The sequence below is a fragment of the Kitasatospora sp. P5_F3 genome, from assembly GCF_054049135.1.
The window spans coordinates 1-17,483 of sequence record NZ_JBFUMY010000067.1 but is presented as its reverse complement, the minus strand read 5'-3'; the positions used below and the strand labels follow the sequence as shown (position 1 = coordinate 17,483).

Sequence of the window (17,483 nt, the reverse complement as noted above, 5' to 3'; positions counted from 1 at the left end):
CGAGGAGAACCGCCATCGGTGCTGCTGACTCCGGGTCAGTTCGGGCCGGGGTTGGCCGCGATCCCGTTGGCCGGGTCGCCCGGGGCGCTGCCGGACGCCGAGCCGCTCGGCTTGGTCGTTCTGCTCTTGCTCGGCGACGGCGAGTTGCTCGGGCAGAACGCCGGGATCAGGCAGGACTCGGTGGGGCTCGGGGTGTTGCTCGGCGTGGGCGTCGTGCTCGGGGGCGTGCTCGGCGGCGCCGTCGGCGCGATGGTGGTCGGATCGGGCACCGGCGCGGTCGCGCTCGCCGAGGCGGACGCCGAGGCGGTGGCCGGGGCACCCGAGGAGTCGACCTGCTCGCCGATCTTGCCCGGCTTCGGGAAGTTCTCGACCTTCGAGTCGCCCAGGATCATCTTCATGTAGCGGGTGAAGATGTCCGTCGGGAAGTCACCACCGTGGATCTCGTCCTTGCCCGCGGTCTTGTTCAGCGTGAGCAGCTTGGGGTTGCCCGGCTCCTCTCGCCACATGCCGACCGAGGTGACCAGCGACGGGGTGTAGCCGACCCACCAGGCCGAGAGGCCGCCGTCGGTGGTACCGGTCTTGCCCGCGACCGGCCGGCCGATGGCGTTGGTCTTGCTACCGGTACCGTTCTTGGCCACGTTCACCAGGACGTCGGTGATGTTGTCGGCGACCGCCTCGTCCAGCACCGGCTTGGGCGTCGGCTTGGTGAAGCCCTTCACTTCGCTGCCGTTCCAGACCACCTTGGTGACCGAGTACGGGTCGGTCTGCTGGCCACGCGCCGCGAACACCGAGTAGGCCGAGGCCATCCGGATCGCGCTGGGGGTGGAGGTGCCGAGCGGGAAGGTGGTGGTGTTGACGGAGTCCTTCACGCTGTCGTGGTGCAGACCCATCTTCTCCACCAGCTCACCGACCTTCGCGGTCCCGACGTCCTGGCCGAGCTGCACGAAGGGCACGTTGTAGGAGTTACGCATCGCCTCCTTGAGCGAGACGTAACCAGGGTTCGACTTGCCGCTGTTCTTCTGGCGGTAGGGCTTGCCGTCCTCGAGCACCGGAGAGCCGTCCAGCTTGTGGATCTCCGACATGTCGTTGGCCATGTAGCGGCTCTCGGCGTTGATCCGCTTCGGCTTGCCGTCGTCACCGGTCTCGGTCTGCACGCCGTACTGCATCGCGGCGGCCAGCACGAAGGGCTTGAAGGTCGAGCCGACCGGGACACCGGACCCGTCGGCGTTGTTGGTGTAGTGCCCCTTCTCCACGCCTTCGCCGCCGTAGATGGCCACGATCGCACCGTCGTTGGGCAGCACCGAGGCCGCGCCGATCTGGACGAACATGTCCTCCGCGCGCTTCGTCGGATTGAGGACGTCCTTCTGGAAGTCCTCCACCGACTTGGCCAGCGCCGCCACCTTGTTCTTGTCGAAGGTGGTGTAGATCTGGTAGCCACCCTTGGCCAGCGCGGTCGCGTCGATCTTCTTGTCCTTGGCCAGCAGGTACTTGTTGGTCACCTCGACCATGTAGCTGACCTGGCCGTTCATGTTGGCCAACGGCTTCTTCCCGACCGGCATCGGGTACTCGGTGCAGGTGGCCCGCTGATCCTTGGTGATCGCACCGGTCGTCACCATCCGATCCAGCACCTCGTTCCAGCGCCGCACCGCCCGGTCCTTGTTCGCCGGGTTGGCCGGGTCGTACAGCGCGGCACCCTTGAGCAGGCCAGCCAGCATGGCGCTCTGGCAGAGGTTCAGGTCCTTCGCGTTCACGCCGTAGTAGGACTGGGCAGCGGCCTGCGCCCCGATCGCGCCGCGGCCGAACCAGCTGGTGTTCAGGTAGCCGGTGAGGATCTTCTGCTTGCTGTCCTCCCGGTTCACCTTGAGGGTGATGAACAGCTCGCGGACCTTCCGGCTGAGGGTCTGGTCCTGGTTCAGGTAGGCGTTCTTGACGTACTGCTGGGTGATGGTCGAGCCACCCTGGGTCTCGCCACCGGTGGCCATGTTGTAGACCGCCCGGCCGATGCCCTTGGGGTCGATGCCACTGTCGGTCCAGAAGGAGGCGTTCTCGGTCGAGATGGCTGCGTTCTGCAGGTCCTTGCTGATGTCGCCGAGCTCCACCACCTGCCGGTTGGTCTCGCCCTGCCGGGTCATCTCGGTGCCGTCGGCCCAGTAGTAGATGTTGTTCTGGGTCTCCACCAGCTTGTTGAGGTCCGGGATCGGCGTCCTCGCATAGGCGATGCCGACCGCGGCCACCCCGGAGCCGAAGAACACCAGGAAGGTGCTCAACTGCAGCTTCCAGGACGGGATCCAGCGCCGGAAGCCGGTCTTGCCGAAGCGCGGGTAGTCGATGAACCGCTTCTTGGCCGGCTTGCCGTTCCGCCCGACCGGGGGTGCACCGGCGGCGGCCGCGCCGCGGCGGGCGTTGCCGCCGTCGCCGCGGGAGCCCTGCCCCCTGCGCATCTCGGCCCTGGTCAGCCGGGGCTGCCGAGCAGTGGGCCGGCCCCCGGCAGGGCGGTCACCGCCACGGGCGTCACCGCCACTCCCGTACGACGGTGCGCCGTCCGGCGGGCTCCCGTAGGCGTACGGGCGTCCGCCGTCGGCCTGGCGGCCCGACGGTTCCTCGTCGCCCGGGTTGGACGACCTCCGACGGTGTTCGCTCATCTTCCAGCCACTCCTCGGTCCTCGCGCACGGCCGACAGCCCGTGCACACGCGACAGAGTACGCAGCTGGAAATCACACCTAATCGGGCATCAGGTATCAACTACCGCATATCGGCAGCAGATCATTACATGCCCGTTGCCAACCTGGCCCCGGACAGCCCTTGACGGGAGCTCAGCTCCGCCGAACGGACATCCTGTGATCACTTTCACCCGAGTCGCCCTTGCCCGTTCCGTGACCCAGGTTTACTGTTCTCGATATATCGAGCCGATACATCGGCACGACATAACGCACGGGCATACCGGCGGAGGGAGGCGGAACGACAGTGAGCAGGCGCTCGGGAGTCCTTGAGTTCGCCGTCCTCGGTCTGCTGCACGACGCCCCGATGCACGGCTACGAGCTGCGCAAGCGGCTCAACGTCCTGCTCGGCTCGTTCCGCGCGTTCTCCTACGGCACGCTCTACCCCTGCCTGAAGAGCCTGGTGGCCCAGGGCTTCCTGGTCGAGGACAACCCGGACACCGAGTACGTCCCCGCCACCGCGCTCAACGGCAAGCGGTCGAAGATCGTCTATCGGCTGTCCGCCGAGGGCAAGCAGCGTTTCGAGGAGCTGCTCGCCGACTCGGGCCCGGACGCCTGGGAGGACGAGCACTTCGGGGTGCACTTCGCCTTCTTCGGTCAGACCGACCGGGCCGTGCGGATGCGCGTCCTGGAAGGCCGCCGCAGCCGGCTGGAGGAGCGGCTCGAGCGGATGCGCAGCTCGATCGCCCGTACCCGCGAGCGGTTCGACGACTACACGCTCGAACTGCAGCGGCACGGTCTCGAATCGGTGGAGCGCGAGGTCCGTTGGCTCAACGAGCTGATCGAGACCGAGCGGGCCAACCGCACGGGGCGCCCAGGGGCGCCCGGTGACACCAGTACTTCGGACGGCCGTGGCCAGGAGGCCGGGTCCCCGGACCCGCCGAGGCCACCGCACGACCGCCCGGGGCGTTCCTGACGGAGCGCTGAACTCGCCGCGACCCTCTGGTGCGCGCGGCGGGACTGGGCGCGCCGCGCCCACCAGAGAAGAGAAGTTGAGCGAGACCGCCCGATCGGGCGGGTCTCATGATTCAAAGGGAGCAACCGGAATGGGTTCGGTTCGCGTAGCCATCGTGGGCGTCGGCAACTGTGCCGCGTCGCTGGTTCAGGGTGTCGAGTACTACAAGGACGCCGACCCCGCCGGCAAGGTCCCTGGGCTGATGCACGTGCAGTTCGGCGAGTACCACGTCGGTGACGTGGAGTTCGTCGCCGCGTTCGACGTCGACGCCAAGAAGGTCGGCTTCGACCTCGCGGACGCCATCGGCGCCAGCGAGAACAACACCATCAAGATCTGCGACGTGCCGCCGACCGGCGTCACCGTGCAGCGTGGTCACACCCTCGACGGTCTCGGCAAGTACTACCTCGAGACCATCGAGCAGTCCGACGAGGCCCCGGTCGACGTCGTGCAGGTCCTGAAGGACCGCCAGGTCGACGTCCTGGTCTGCTACCTGCCGGTGGGTTCCGAGGACGCCGCCCGCTTCTACGCCCAGTGCGCGCTCGACGCCAAGGTCGGCTTCGTGAACGCCCTCCCGGTGTTCATCGCCGGCACCAAGGAGTGGGCGGACAAGTTCACCGAGGCCGGCGTGCCGATCGTCGGTGACGACATCAAGTCGCAGGTCGGCGCGACCATCACGCACCGCGTGATGGCGAAGCTCTTCGAGGACCGCGGTGTCCTGCTGGAGCGCACCATGCAGCTGAACGTCGGCGGCAACATGGACTTCAAGAACATGCTCGAGCGTGACCGCCTCGAGTCCAAGAAGATCTCGAAGACCAACGCCGTCACCTCCCAGGTCCGGGACCGCGACCTGGGCGCCAAGAACGTCCACATCGGCCCGTCCGACTACGTCGCGTGGCTCGACGACCGCAAGTGGGCGTACGTCCGCCTCGAGGGCCGCGCCTTCGGCGACGTCCCGCTGAACCTCGAGTACAAGCTCGAGGTCTGGGACTCCCCGAACTCGGCCGGTGTCATCATCGACGCCGTCCGCGCCGCGAAGATCGCCATGGACCGGGGCATCGGTGGCCCGATCCTGTCGGCGTCCTCGTACTTCATGAAGTCCCCGCGGGCCCTGACCCATGGTCAGGGCCCTCCGGGCGTTTCGGCGCTGACCCAGGGTCGGCGATCCGATCGGACGTCCGGCCATGTTTCACGTGAAACATCGGCGCCGGTCATGGCACCCTGGGCGGGTGGCTCAGACAGCGAACGGCGGCAACTCGCTCACCGGCCTGTTCCGGGCTGTCGATTTCCGGCGACTGCTCACCGCCCGAGTGCTCTCCCAGCTCTCCGACGGGGTCTTCCAGGTCTCGCTGGCCTCGTACGTGATCTTCTCGCCCGAGCGCCAGTCCAGTCCGGCCGACATCGCCTCGGTCCTGCTGGTGCTGCTGCTGCCGTTCTCGCTGATCGGCCCGTTCGCCGGCGTCCTGCTCGACCGCTGGCGCCGACGGCAGGTGCTCTACCTCGGCAACCTGGCCCGCTGCGGACTCGGCCTGGTGACCGGAGCCCTGCTGCTGGCCCGGGTGCCGGACTGGATCTTCCTCGGCGCGGCCCTGCTGGTCACCGCCCTCAACCGGTTCATCCTGGCCGGGCTCTCCGCCGCGCTGCCCCGGGTGGTCGCCCGGCCCGAGCAGCTGGTCACCGCGAACGCGCTCTCCCCCACCCTCGGCACCGTCGCCGCGTTCTGCGGCGGCGGCCTCGGCTTCGTGGTCCACCTGATCCTGCCGCCGGGCTCCCGGGCCGACGCCCTGCTGGTCACCGTTGCAGCCCTGCTCTACCTGAGCGCCGCCCTGGCCGCCCTGCGGATGGACCCCGACCTGCTCGGCCCCGACCGCCACCCGGACCGGCCGCCACTGCGCCGGGCCCTCGGCCTGGCCGCCCATGAACTCGCCGACGGCGTACGCCACTTGCTCCGGGACTGCCGACCGGCCAGCCACGCACTGGCCGCCGTCACCGCCGCCCGTTTCTGCTACGGCATCCTGGTCGTGGTCCTGCTGATGCTCTCCCGCTACACCTTCAACGACCCCACCGACAGCGCCGCCGGACTGGCCACCCTCGGCCAGTTCCTCGTCGTCTCCGCCGTCGGCTTCTTCCTCGCCGCCGTCATCAGCCCCTGGTGCACCCGCCGCCTCGGCCTCTCCGGCTGGCTCACCACCTGCGCCGCCTCGGCCGCCGTCTTCGTCCCCACCCTCGGCCTGACCTTCTCCTTCGGCCCGACCATGGCCGCCGCCCTCCTGCTCGGCGTGGTCACCCAGGGCATCAAGATCTGCGCCGACACCGTCGTCCAGGAGTCCGTCGAGGACGCCTACCGCGGCCGCGTCTTCGCCATCTACGACGTCCTGTTCAACCTCGCCTTCGTCGCCGCCGCCTTCGTCACCGCCCTCGTCCTCCCCCTCGACGGCCGCTCCGTCCCACTGATGCTCGGCGTCGCCGTGCTCTACGCTCTGACCGCCGCCCTGTACGCCCACGCGGCCCGCCGGTCCCCCGTCCCGGCCACGGCTGGATCCCACTGACTTCCTTGAAGGAAGTCAGTCGCAGGCCGGCCCCTCGAACGAGCCGGGGGTGGGTAATTGAGGTATCCACCCCCGGCTCTCTCATCGGCGTACGGCTAGACCAGCTCGTCGAGCTCCTCCGGCGTCGCGCCCTCGTCAATCGCCCGGATCAGCCTCAGCCGCCGCCGGGCGATCGCCTTCTCCTCGTCGTCCAGCACCACCCGCTCCAGCCGGTCGACCCGGTCCGCCATCGCATCGATCTTCCGGCTGTTCCGGCCGACCTCCACCGACAGCGCGTTCAGCAACGGCACCACGCTGGTACCGATCACCGCCCGCACCGCCCGCTCGGCCACCAGCGCGACCGCCGCGTCCACCGACCCCTCGGGGTACGGGAACCGGTTGTCCACAACCCCGTCCACCGGGTTGTCCACAGCCTCCCGCCTGGCCTGCTGCTCCGCGTCGAGCAGGTAGCACCGCACCTGACGTGCGGTTTCGCTGTCCCGCAGCAACATCGCCACGTTCAGCACCGTCCGTCGGCTGAACAGCGCGAGCGACCTCGCGCGCGACTGGATCCCACTGACCTCCTTGAAGGAGGTCAGTCGCGAGCCGCTCAGCACGGTGTACCCGTTGGCCACCAACTCGGCCCGGTGGTCGACGACCACGGAGTAGACCGCCTTCTCCCCGACCTCGAAGTACCGCGCCACCGCATCGGTGGTCACGTGCACCCCGTCCGGCAGGAAGGCCAGCGCCTTCACCCGGTCCAGCACCTCGACCCGCTCGATCACCGTCGCCCGCATCGTCGGGGACTCCAACAACACCGCGTCCACAGCCATGGCTGCGTCCTCTCTCTCCGGGGGAGGAACGCCCTCCCTCGGACAGCTCAACATGACCACTCATCAGCAGGTCACATCCAGCGACTCCGACCACTCAATCGAGCGGATTCGCTAAAGCGACACTTGTTCAAAAGATCTTGTGATCCGACAAATCGGGCGCGGCGATCACGGTTGGGTGTCCATTCCCCCACCTCGGCCGAACTGGCTTCCGGATGCGGCTGACCTGCCGATACCTTGCACCGTTCACTTCAGACTCATCAGTCACACTCGGGGGAATCCCATGTCCACTCCGCCTCCTCAGCAGGTCCCGTACGGCGCTCCGCCCGTCGACCCCGCCGCTGCGGCTCCGTCCATCCCGGCCCAGCCGTTCGAACAGTCCCAGCAGTTCCAGCAGGGGCTGCCGGCCGGTCCGTTCTGCCGTTTCTGTGGGTCGGCTCCCGCGGTGGAGGCCACCATCCGCGGGCACCAGGGCTTCCTGGTCATCATGAAGTTCCTCAAGCTGCAGGGCCCGTTCTGCCGGACCTGCGGTATTGCCGCGCACCGGGACATGACGGCGAAGAGCCTCTGGCAGGGCTGGTGGGGCATCGCCTCGATGATCATCAACCCGGTCACCATGCTGATCAACATCCCGCAGCGGGCGAAGATCAACAAGCTGGCCGAACCCATCCCCGGTGCCCCCGGTCAGCCGATGAACCCGGGCAAGCCGGTGTTCCAGCGCGCGGCCATCCTGGGCCTGCTGCTGCCGCTGATCGTCGCACTGGCCATCGGGTTCTCGATCAAGAGCGACCCGGAGTACGCCTCGGTCGGTGAGTGCGTGCACAACAAGAACACCACCGTGGCCGCCGGCACCGAGGACAACCACCCCGACGTGGAGGTGCTCGACTGCTCGGACCCGAAGGCCGAGGCGAAGATCGTCGGCAAGGTGGACGACACCACCGACGGCAAGGTCTGCGACAAGTTCAGCGACTCGGACGGCTACTACTACGAGCAGCGGGGCGACCAGAAGTTCATGCTCTGCCTGCAGTTCCTGAAGTAACCGCGGGGAACGAACTGAGGGGGCGTCCGAATCGGACGCCCCCTCAGTTCGTTCCTACTGCTGTTCCGCCCACCACTCGCGCAGCGCCGCCTCCGCCGCCTCGAGCTCCATCGGCCCGTGCTCCAGCCGGAGTTCGAGCAGGTGCTTGTACGCCTTGCCGACCTGCGGGCCCGGCTTGAGGTCGAGCAGCCGCATGATCTCGTTGCCGTCCAGCGCCGGGCGGATGGCGTCCAGCTGCTCCTGCTCCCGGAGCTCGGCGATCCGGGTCTCCAGCGAGTCGTACGTCCGGGAGAGGGCGGCGGCCTTCTTCCGGTTGCGGGTGGTGCAGTCGGAGCGGGTGAGCTTGTGCAGCCGCTCCAGCAGCGGGCCCGCGTCGGTGACGTAGCGGCGGACCGCCGAGTCGGTCCACTCCCCGCCGCCGTAGCCGTGGAAGCGCAGGTGCAGCTCGACCAGCCGCGAGACCTCCTCGGTCAGGTCCTTGGAGTACTTCAGGTCCCGCATCCGCTTGCCGGTCATCTTGGCGCCGACCACCTCGTGGTGGTGGAAGGACACCCGGCCGTCGGACTCGAACCGCCGGGTCCGCGGCTTGCCGATGTCGTGCAGCAGCGCGGCCAGCCGCAGCACCAGGTCGGGCCCGTCCTGCTCCAGCGCGATGGCCTGCTCCAGCACGGTCAGCGAGTGCTCGTAGACGTCCTTGTGCCGGTGGTGCTCGTCGCTCTCCAGCCGGAGCGCGGGGAGTTCGGGCAGCACGTGGTCGGCCAGGCCGGTGTCGACCAGCAGCCGCAGGCCCTTCACCGGGTGCTCGGCGAGCAGCAGCTTGTTGAGCTCGGCCTGCACCCGCTCGGCGGAGACGATGGTGATCCGCTCGGCCATCGCGGTCATCGCGGCGACCACCTCGGGGGCGGGCTCGAAGTCCAGCTGGGCGGCGAACCTGGCCGCCCGCATCATCCGCAGCGGGTCGTCGGAGAAGGACTCCTCGGGCGTGGCGGGGGTGCGCAGCACCCGGGCCTCCAGGTCGTCAAGACCGTGGTGCGGGTCGACGAAGCCGCGCCCCGGCAGGTCGACGGCCATCGCGTTGACGGTGAAGTCCCGCCGGACCAGATCCTGTTCGATGGTCTCGCCGTAGGTCACCTCCGGCTTGCGCGACGTGCGGTCGTACGCCTCGCTGCGGTAGGTGGTGATCTCGATCAGGAACGAACCGTCCACGGTGTCCTTGCGAGCGCCGACGGTGCCGAAGGCGATACCGACGTCCCAGACCGCGTCCGCCCAGCCCTTCACCAGCTTGAGCACCTGCTCGGGGCGGGCGTCGGTGGTGAAGTCGAGGTCGTTGCCGAGCCGGCCGAGCAGCGCGTCCCGGACCGAGCCGCCGACCAGGGCCAGCCGGTGCCCGGCGGCCCGGAACCGCTCGGCGATCTCGTCCGCCACCGGGGAGACCCGGAGCAGTTCTTGCAGGCCGAGGGCCTGCGCCTCGCTCAGCCCTGGGGCGGCGGCACGGGCATCGGTGCTGGACGGACTGGCGCTGGACTCATTGACAGTGGACACGGCTCACAAGGGTACGTGCCCACCCCGCCCCGCCGTCGCCAGGTTTTCCGCCGGTCAGCCCCCAACCCGCAACACCACCGGGCCACCGGCCTCGTTACCATGCCGGTGGAGAGATCCCGGCCCGGGCCGTCGGCCGCCGCTGTGGGTCCCCGTCCAGGACTGAACTCAGTTCCAACCCGATCCAGAACGGCGAGGTCGAAGCGTGGTTGAGCCGGTACGGCAGTCGGACCCGCGTACGGTGGCCCGCACCCGGACGGGCCGGGTGGCCCGGAAGCTGTCCGGTCTGCTGGCATTCGGCGCCGTCCTGGTCCCCGGTGTGCTGCCGGCCGCAGCCGCACCGGCCGGCTTCGCCGCCGCCTCCCCGGAGTACCCGGCCACCGTCGCCGTCGACTCGGTCACACCCAAGGGGGGGGCGGCGGCGGGCGACACCGTGACGGTCAACGGCGTGGTCACCAACTCCGGTTCGGCCGCGCTGAAGGACATCACCGTGAGCATCCGGCAGCAGTCGGCCTCCGGCCGGGCGCTGGCCAGCCGCAGCAGCCTCGACCAGCTCGTCCGGCGCGGTGAGCCGACCGGCGCGGACGGCACCCCGGTCGCGGCGAGCCGGAAGGGCCTGGGCACGCTGGCGGCGGGCCAGAGCAGTCCCTACACCGTCCAGGTGGCGGTCGCCGATCTCAAGGTCGGCAAGGGCGGGGTGTACGAGCTGGCGGTGGACGTGGCCGGCGTCACCCCGGACGACGAGGACCCGCACACCCTCGGCATCGCCCGGACCTTCCTCCCGTACCGGAGCGAGGCGATCGCCCACCCGACCCAGCTCGCGGTGGTCTGGCCGATCACCCACACGCCCGAGCTGGTGGCCCAGACCATGCAGGACAACGACCCGGTGCCGGTGCTGCGGGACGACAGCCTGGCCACCGAGCTGGCCCCGGGCGGGCGGCTCGGACAGCTGGTGCAGACCGGCAGTCAGCTGCCCGGGCTGACCTGGGTGATCGACCCCGACCTGCTGGACACCGTGTTCGCGATGACCAAGCCGTACCGGGTCCAGAAGCCGAACACCGCCGGGGAGCCCGCCAAGGAGAGCAACACCGTCCCCGGCACCGGCAAGGACGCCGCCACCGAGTGGCTCAAGCAGCTCCGCACCGCGGTGGCCGGAGCGGGCAGCCAGGTGGTCGCGCTGCCGTACGCCGACCCGGACCTGGCCTCGATCGCCCACAACGGCGCCGGGCTGAACGGGATGGCCGACGCGCTCCGCAAGGCCGGGACGGCCGGTGAGGTGACGGCCGAGGGCCGGCTGTCCACCGATGCCCGGGCCGACGTCGCCTGGCCCTACCAGGGCTACCTGGACCAGCAGATCGCCGCCACCGCCCTGGCCGCCGGGGAGAACCTGGTGCTGACCAGCAGTGCGAGCCTGCCGGACACCTCGATGAACTACACGCCGAGCGCGGCCCGCCCGATCGGCAACGGGCAGACCGCCGTGGTCGCCGACTCCACCGTCTCCGACCTGTTCCAGCCCGACCTGTCCTCCCCGGGGGCCCGGAGCGCGGCCGTCCAGCGCTTCCTGGCCGAGACCATGGTGATCAACCGTCAGCTCCCGGAGACCCCGCGCACCCTGCTGGTGCTGCCGCCCCGCAACCTCACCACCGGCTCCGCCGGTGCGCTGGCCGAGGCGGTCACCCAGGCCCAGCAGGGTGGCTGGGCCAAGCTGGTGAACCTCCAGACCGTGGCCACCGCCCCGGTCGATCCGGATGCCAACACCACCGTCCTCGGCCCGGCCGACTACCCGCAGCGGCTGCGGGCGGGCGAGCTGTCCGCCGCGACGCTCGGTCAGGTGATGGACATCCAGGGCAAGCTGGACCAGCTGCTGTTCATCCTCACCCAGCCGCAGCGGGTGCGCGGCCCGTTCAGCGCCGCCATGGTCCGCTCGATGTCCACCGCCTGGCGGGACCATAGCGCGGAGGGCAGCTCGTACCGGAAGGGCGTGCAGGACTACCTGGTCAGTCTGATCGGCGCGGTCAAGCTCACCCCCAAGAGCACGGTCACCCTCGCAGGTGACACCGGCACCGTCCTGGTCAGCGTGAAGAACGACCTCAACCAGGCGGTCGGCAACCTCCGGGTCAAGCTGAGCTCCAGTCAGCCGAACCGGGTCAACGTGGGCCTCCAGAAGGACGTCCTGCTGGAGGCCGTCACCAGCCAGACCCTGCACTTCCCGGCCAGCGCCCGGAACAACGGCAAGGTGCAGATGACCGCCCAGCTGATGACCACCGGCACCCACGAGGAGGCGTACGGCAAACCGGTCGTCTTCACGGTCGAGGTCACCTCGGTCACCTCCGGCGTGCTGTACGCGATCGGCGGCGGCGTGCTCCTGATACTGCTGGCCGCCGTCCGGTTCACCCTCCAGCGCCGCAAGCGGGCCGCCGAGCCCGACCAGGAGGAGGGAGGCGCGGCGCAGGAGTCCGGCGCAGATGCCGGGGAACACGCCCCCGGTGATGAGAAGGTGGGGCACTGAGGCGGCCCCTTCCGGGCAGCCGTACCCGAGCATCGATGAGGTGGCATGAGCGGGCCCCGCGAGGAGCGAGCACAGGGTCGTGAGCAGGGTCGCGCCGCCACGGGCCAGGACGGTGCGGCCGAGCAGCCCGCCGACTGGTACCTGACGGACACCTACGCCCAGGACCCGTACGCCGCCGACCCGTTCCCGAGCGAGGCCGGGGCCGACCCGTACGGGCTGCGGCCCCCGGCGCTGCCGCAGCAGCAGGCCACCGAGGACGACCCGCAGACCCTCCAGCTGCTCCAGCCCTCGCACCGCGAGCCGGAGCCCGGTCTGACCGCGCCCACCCCGCGCTGGCCGGCCGTGGCCGCCGACGCACCGTCAGGAGAGACGGACCCGGGCGGCCCACGGCACTCCGAGAGCACCGAGTACGTCGGCGTGGACACCCTGCTGACGAAGGCCGAGGAGCCCCGCCCGTTCGTCCCGCCGATCGAGTTCGACCCCCCGCTCTCCGAGGCGGAGACCTCCGGCCCCGAGCTGCCGCCGGAGCCGGAACCCGCGCCGGCGGCGGACCATCGGCCGGAGTCGTCCGGTGGCGGCAAGATCAGCAGTCTGGTGAACTCCAGCGCGATCATGGCCGCCGGCACCCTGGTCTCCCGGGGCACCGGCTTCCTGCGCACCATGGTGATCGCCGCCGCGATCGGCGTCGGCACCATGGGCGACTCGTACAACGCCGCCAACACGCTGCCCACCCTGCTCTACATCCTGATCGGCGGCGGCGCGCTGAACGCGGTGTTCGTCCCCCAACTGGTCCGCGCGATGAAGCAGGACGAGGACGGCGGCACCGCCTACGCCAACCGGCTGCTCACCCTGGTGATGGCCGGCCTGGCCGGGGTCGTCTTCCTCGCCGTGCTGGGCGCACCACTGCTGGTCCAGCTGATCTCGCACTCGCTGATGCGGGACCCGGCGAGCGCCGACACCACGGTGGCGCTGGCCCGGTACTGCCTGCCGACCATCTTCTTCATGGGCATCCATGTGGTGATGGGTCAGATCCTGAACGCCCGGGGCCGGTTCGGCGCGATGATGTGGACCCCGGTCCTCAACAACATCGTGGTGATCTTCACCTTCGGGATGTACATCTGGGTCTTCGGTGCCTTCCAGCGCACCGAGGTCACCCCCGCCACCATCTCCCCCGAGGGCATCCGGCTGCTCGGCCTGGGCACCCTGCTCGGCCTGGCCGTCCAGGCGCTCTCGATGATCCCCTACCTGCGGGCCGCCCACTTCCACTTCAGGCCGCGCTTCGACTGGCGCGGCCACGGCCTCGGCAAGGCCGCCCGGCTGGCCAAGTGGACCTTCCTGTTCGTGCTCGCCAACCAGGCCGGCTTCCTGGTGATCACCCAGCTCGCCACCGCGGCCGGCGCCGCCGCCGAGAAGACCGGGCACCTCGGGGTCGGCCTGGCCGCCTACTCCAACGCCCTGCTGATCTGGCAGCTCCCGATGGCCGTGATCACCGTCTCGGTGATGAGCGCAGTGCTGCCCCGGCTCTCCCGCTCGGCGGCCGACGGCGACGCCGGGGCGGTCCGGGACGACCTCTCGTACGGGCTGCGCACCTCGGCGGTGGCGATCGTGCCCGCCGCCTTCCTGTTCCTCGCGCTCGGCCCGGTGATCGGCAGCGCGATCTACGGCCTGGGCAACGGCGGCGCGGTCGCGCACAGCACCACGGCGGTCGGCTACATGCTCTCGGCCTTCGCGCTGGGCCTGATCCCGTACTCCGTCCAGTACGTGCTGCTGCGCGGCTTCTACGCCTACGAGGACACCCGGACGCCGTTCTCCAACACGCTCTGGGTGGCCCTCTGCCAGGCCGCCACGGCCGTGCTCTGCTGGTTCGTGCTGCCCGCCCAGTGGGCGGTCACCGGGATGGCCTTCGGCTACGGCCTCTCCTACGCGGTCGGCGTCGCGGTCGCGGTGCCCAAGCTCAAGGCGAAGATCGGCGGCCTGGACACCGGCCGGATCTCCAAGACCTACATCCGGCTGGCGATCGCCTCACTGCCCGCCGCCGTCCTCGGCCTGGCCGCCAGTCTGCTGCTGAACGACCTGCTCACCGGGCTGATCGGCGACTGGGCGGGCGCAGTGGTCACCGTCCTGCTGGCGGGCGGACTGCAACTCACGGTGTTCGCGCTGATCGCCCGGCGGATGCGGATCGAGGAGCTGAACGCGATGATCGGTATGGTGCGTAGCCGACTCGGCCGCTGACCGCGCGTCAGCCCGGATCTTCCGCTCCCTCAGTCCGGGTGCCGCCGCCCGGAGTCGGGCCGGACGGTCGCAACCGGAACGCAACCAGCCGGCCCACCCAACGGTCGTAGCAGGGGAGGAAGAGTGGGCACAATTGTCCTGGCACGCTGCCGCCCCCAGGGGCCGGGCGGACGGCCGGTTTTCCGGGACCCGGGGCGACACAAGGGGAGGCAGGACAACGGTGGCTGATGGCACCAAGGCGGTTGTCGGCACGTCCGTAGCGGACGACGAGACGGCACCGGCCACCACAGCCGGGGAGACCCCGGCCGACGAACCGACGGCGGAGAGCGCCGCCGAGGCCACCGCCCCCCTGTCGGCCGCCGAGATCGCTGCCGAACTCACCGGCCGGCAGCCGAAGTCCGGCCCGGCCGACGAGCCCGCCGAGCCCGCCGAGGCCGCTGAGGCCGCCGATACCGCTCCGGCAGAGCAGGACGAGGAGGCCGAGGAGGCCGAGGACGAGGCGGAGTTCGACCCCGCCGCCACCCTGGACCAGCCGACCGGCGAGCTCCCGCTGCTCCGCCCCGCCCCCGACCGGCACAGCGGCGACCGGATCGCCGACCGCTATCGGCTCGAGGAGTGCATCACCCAGTCCGAGTTCTTCAGCAGCTGGCGCGCGGTGGACGAGAAGCTCCGCCGCGCGGTCGGCGTCCACCTGCTCGCCGCCGGACACCAGCGCGCCCGGGGTGTGCTGGCCGCCGCCAAGTCCGCCGCCCTGCTCGGCGACCTGCGCTTCGTCCAGGTGCTCGACGCGGTCCAGGAGGGCGACCACGTCTACGTGATCCGGGAGTGGCTGCCCGGCGCCGCCGACCTGGCCCAACTGCTCGCCGACGGACCGCTGGAGCCGTACGACGCGTACCAGATGGTCCGTCAGGTCGCCGAGGCGATCGCGGCCGCCCACAAGCGCGGCCAGGCCCACCTGCGGCTCACCCCGAGGTGCGTGCTGCGCACCGAGAGCGGGCAGTACCGGATCAACGGCATCGCGGTGGACGCCGCGCTGCGCGGGCTGCCGGACGACGACGCCGCGCTCACCGACACCCGGGCGATCGGCGCACTGCTGTACGCGGCGCTGACCCACCGCTGGCCCTACCCGGAGGACCGGTACGACCTGCAGGGGCTGCCCAAGGGCCTCGGCTGCGTCCCGCCGGACCAGGTCAGGGCGGGCGTGCACAAGGGCCTGGCCGAGATCGCCGCCCGGGCCCTGTGCGAGCAACCGCCGCACCACCAGGACCCGATCACCACGCCGGAGGAACTCGCCAAGGCCATCGCGCTGATGCCGAAGATCCGGCAGCCCGAGCCTCCCCCGCCACCGGCCTTCACCCCGCCACCCCGACCACCGCGGCCGCAGCAGCACCGCCCACAGATCCGGCTCGCCGACGGCCCGGCCCCGCTGGGCGCCCCGGCGACCGCTGCCCGGCCGAGCCGCCCCCGGCTGCGCAGGCTGATCCGGGTGACCGCCTCGCTGGTCGCGCTGGCCGCGATCGGGGTGGCCTCCTGGCAGCTCGTCAGCAATCTCGACCTGCACGACAGCAACAGCGTTGACGGGCAGCCCCCGCCGCCCGGCCAGAGCGCCCCGGCCTCCCCCGGCAACGTCGTCGCCAAGCCGGTCACGATCGCCGGGGTGGTCTCCTTCAACCCGCTGGGCGACGGGCTGGAGCACCCCAGCGAAACCCAGCTGACCTACGACGGCGACCCTGCCACCGGCTGGCAGACCTCGGGGTACAACCAGGACCTGGGCGGCGCTTACAAGGCCGGTACCGGGCTGCTCGTCGACCTCGGTTCGGTCCAGCAGGTCGGTTCGGTCCAGATCGAGTTCGCCGGGATCACCAAGGTGGAACTCCGGGCCGCGCAGGGAGGCACCGCTCCCGAGGCCGGCAAGGCGGGCCTCGACAGCCTCGGTGCGGCAGTGGCCACCCAGACCGGCAGCAAGGTCGAGCTGAAGCCCGGCACCGCACTGAGCACCCGCTACCTCTTGCTCTGGCTGACCAGTCTCCCCAAGGATGGCTCCGACGGGCAGTACCGCGGCAAGATCGCCGAGGTGAAGGTCACCAGCTGACGGGGAGGGGGCGGTCATGACGGAGCAGGTCCCGGACGCCACCCTGCTGGCCCGGCACACCGCCGGGGACCCGGACGCCTTCGGCCTCCTGGTGCACCGTCACCGGGACCGGCTGTGGGCGGTCGCCCTGCGCACCCTGGGCGACCGCGAGGAGGCCGCCGACGCCCTGCAGGACGCCCTGGTGTCCGCCTTCCGCGCCGCCCACACCTTCCAGGGCCGTTCGGCCGTCACGACCTGGCTGCACCGGATCGTCGTCAACGCCTGCCTGGACCGGGCCCGCCGCGCCGCCAGCCGTCCGGCCACCCCGCTGGACCATGAGCAGCACCGGCTGGACGCCCTGCTCGGCAGCGCCGAGGCGACCGAGACCCTGGTGGTCCGGGCCGAGCTCCAGCGCGAGGTGACCGCCGCGCTGGCCGCGCTCCCGGTCGAGCAGCGGGCCGCGCTGGTGCTGGTGGACATGCAGGGGTACGCCGTCGCCGAGGCGGCCGAACTGCTCGGCGTACCCGTGGGCACGGTGAAGAGCCGGTGCGCCCGGGGGCGGGCCAAGCTGCTGCCGCTGGTCCGGCACCTGCGCACGGTTTCACGTGAAACACCGTCGTCCGCCGCTGCCTCCGACGGTGTTTCACGTGAAACCGGCGCACCCGAGAGCACTGCGGGGAACCAGGACGGCCCGCGATCCGTCCCACCACGGCCACTCCCCGGCCAGGCCCTGAGAGGAGACGTGACACCACGATGACCCCCTCCTGGACCGAGGCCGGCCACCCCGACGTCGAGCTGCTGGCCGACCTGGCCGAGGACCTCACCGACCCGGCCGAGCTACCGCTGCTGCAGGCCCACCTGGCCGGCTGCGCGGAGTGCACCGACACCTACGCCGCGCTGGCCGAGGTCCGCGAACTCCTCGGTGCGGTGGAGGACTTCCCCCCGCTGCCCGCCGAGCTGGCCGACCGGATCGACGCCGCCCTCGCGGTCGAGGCCGCCGTCCCGGTGACCCCGGCCGCCGACCCGGCCACGCCGCTCACCCGCCGCCGGCCCGGGCCCCCGGGCC

Annotated in this window: 11 protein-coding genes and 1 pseudogene; 9 read left to right on the top strand and 3 right to left on the bottom strand. The window is 70.7% G+C overall.

What is annotated here, in order from left to right; all coding sequences use genetic code 11:
* Positions 1 to 35: 35 nt before the first annotated feature.
* The gene (locus tag ACXJMZ_RS29515) at positions 36 to 2,642 is read right to left on the bottom strand and encodes a transglycosylase domain-containing protein (RefSeq protein ID WP_457033093.1); all 2,607 of its coding nucleotides are present in this window, start codon (positions 2,640 to 2,642) and stop codon (positions 36 to 38) included.
* 322 nt (positions 2,643 to 2,964) lie between these two features.
* Here ACXJMZ_RS29515 and ACXJMZ_RS29510 point away from each other — a divergent pair, with 322 nt between their 5' ends.
* The 3 genes and pseudogenes from ACXJMZ_RS29510 to ACXJMZ_RS29500 all read left to right on the top strand — a co-directional run bounded on the left by ACXJMZ_RS29510 (position 2,965) and on the right by ACXJMZ_RS29500 (position 6,218).
* Positions 2,965 to 3,633, top strand: a complete 669-nt coding sequence (locus ACXJMZ_RS29510) for a PadR family transcriptional regulator (RefSeq protein ID WP_057228555.1) — start codon at positions 2,965 to 2,967, stop codon at positions 3,631 to 3,633.
* 130 nt (positions 3,634 to 3,763) lie between these two features.
* Positions 3,764 to 4,774, top strand: a pseudogene (locus tag ACXJMZ_RS29505) (inositol-3-phosphate synthase); the annotation flags it as partial.
* A gap of 124 nt (positions 4,775 to 4,898) precedes the next feature.
* Positions 4,899 to 6,218 (top strand): MFS transporter, encoded by a 1,320-nt coding sequence (locus ACXJMZ_RS29500; RefSeq protein WP_457033092.1) that lies wholly within the window; start codon positions 4,899 to 4,901, stop codon positions 6,216 to 6,218.
* A 95-nt stretch (positions 6,219 to 6,313) separates the two neighbouring features.
* Here ACXJMZ_RS29500 and ACXJMZ_RS29495 read toward each other — a convergent pair whose 3' ends face one another.
* The gene (locus ACXJMZ_RS29495; protein WP_457033091.1) at positions 6,314 to 7,030 is read right to left on the bottom strand and encodes a restriction endonuclease; all 717 of its coding nucleotides are present in this window, start codon (positions 7,028 to 7,030) and stop codon (positions 6,314 to 6,316) included.
* Between the two features lie 280 nt (positions 7,031 to 7,310).
* Between ACXJMZ_RS29495 and ACXJMZ_RS29490 the strand changes: the two genes are divergently transcribed.
* Complete coding sequence (locus ACXJMZ_RS29490; protein WP_457033090.1) at positions 7,311 to 8,066, top strand: LppU/SCO3897 family protein; 756 nt, start codon at positions 7,311 to 7,313, stop codon at positions 8,064 to 8,066.
* A 54-nt stretch (positions 8,067 to 8,120) separates the two neighbouring features.
* On the opposite strand, the gene ACXJMZ_RS29485 is transcribed toward ACXJMZ_RS29490, so the two are convergent.
* On the bottom strand, positions 8,121 to 9,542 hold the full coding sequence (locus ACXJMZ_RS29485; RefSeq protein ID WP_457033109.1) for a CCA tRNA nucleotidyltransferase: 1,422 nt from the start codon (positions 9,540 to 9,542) through the stop codon (positions 8,121 to 8,123).
* Positions 9,543 to 9,810: 268 nt separating this feature from the next.
* Between ACXJMZ_RS29485 and ACXJMZ_RS29480 the strand changes: the two genes are divergently transcribed.
* The 5 genes from ACXJMZ_RS29480 to ACXJMZ_RS29460 form a co-directional block, all read left to right on the top strand.
* The gene (locus tag ACXJMZ_RS29480) at positions 9,811 to 12,114 is read left to right on the top strand and encodes a DUF6049 family protein (RefSeq protein WP_457033089.1); all 2,304 of its coding nucleotides are present in this window, start codon (positions 9,811 to 9,813) and stop codon (positions 12,112 to 12,114) included.
* A 45-nt stretch (positions 12,115 to 12,159) separates the two neighbouring features.
* A complete protein-coding gene (gene murJ / locus ACXJMZ_RS29475; RefSeq protein ID WP_457033088.1) occupies positions 12,160 to 14,346 on the top strand; it encodes a murein biosynthesis integral membrane protein MurJ in 2,187 nt (728 codons plus the stop codon).
* A gap of 220 nt (positions 14,347 to 14,566) precedes the next feature.
* Positions 14,567 to 16,438 (top strand): protein kinase family protein, encoded by a 1,872-nt coding sequence (locus ACXJMZ_RS29470; protein WP_457033087.1) that lies wholly within the window; start codon positions 14,567 to 14,569, stop codon positions 16,436 to 16,438.
* Positions 16,439 to 16,454: 16 nt separating this feature from the next.
* Positions 16,455 to 17,174 (top strand): RNA polymerase sigma factor SigM, encoded by a 720-nt coding sequence (gene sigM / locus ACXJMZ_RS29465; RefSeq protein WP_457033086.1) that lies wholly within the window; start codon positions 16,455 to 16,457, stop codon positions 17,172 to 17,174.
* Positions 17,171 to 17,483 (top strand): anti-sigma factor family protein (locus tag ACXJMZ_RS29460; protein ID WP_457033085.1); only part of this gene is annotated, 313 nt, incomplete at its 3' end. The genes sigM and ACXJMZ_RS29460, both read left to right, overlap by 4 nt.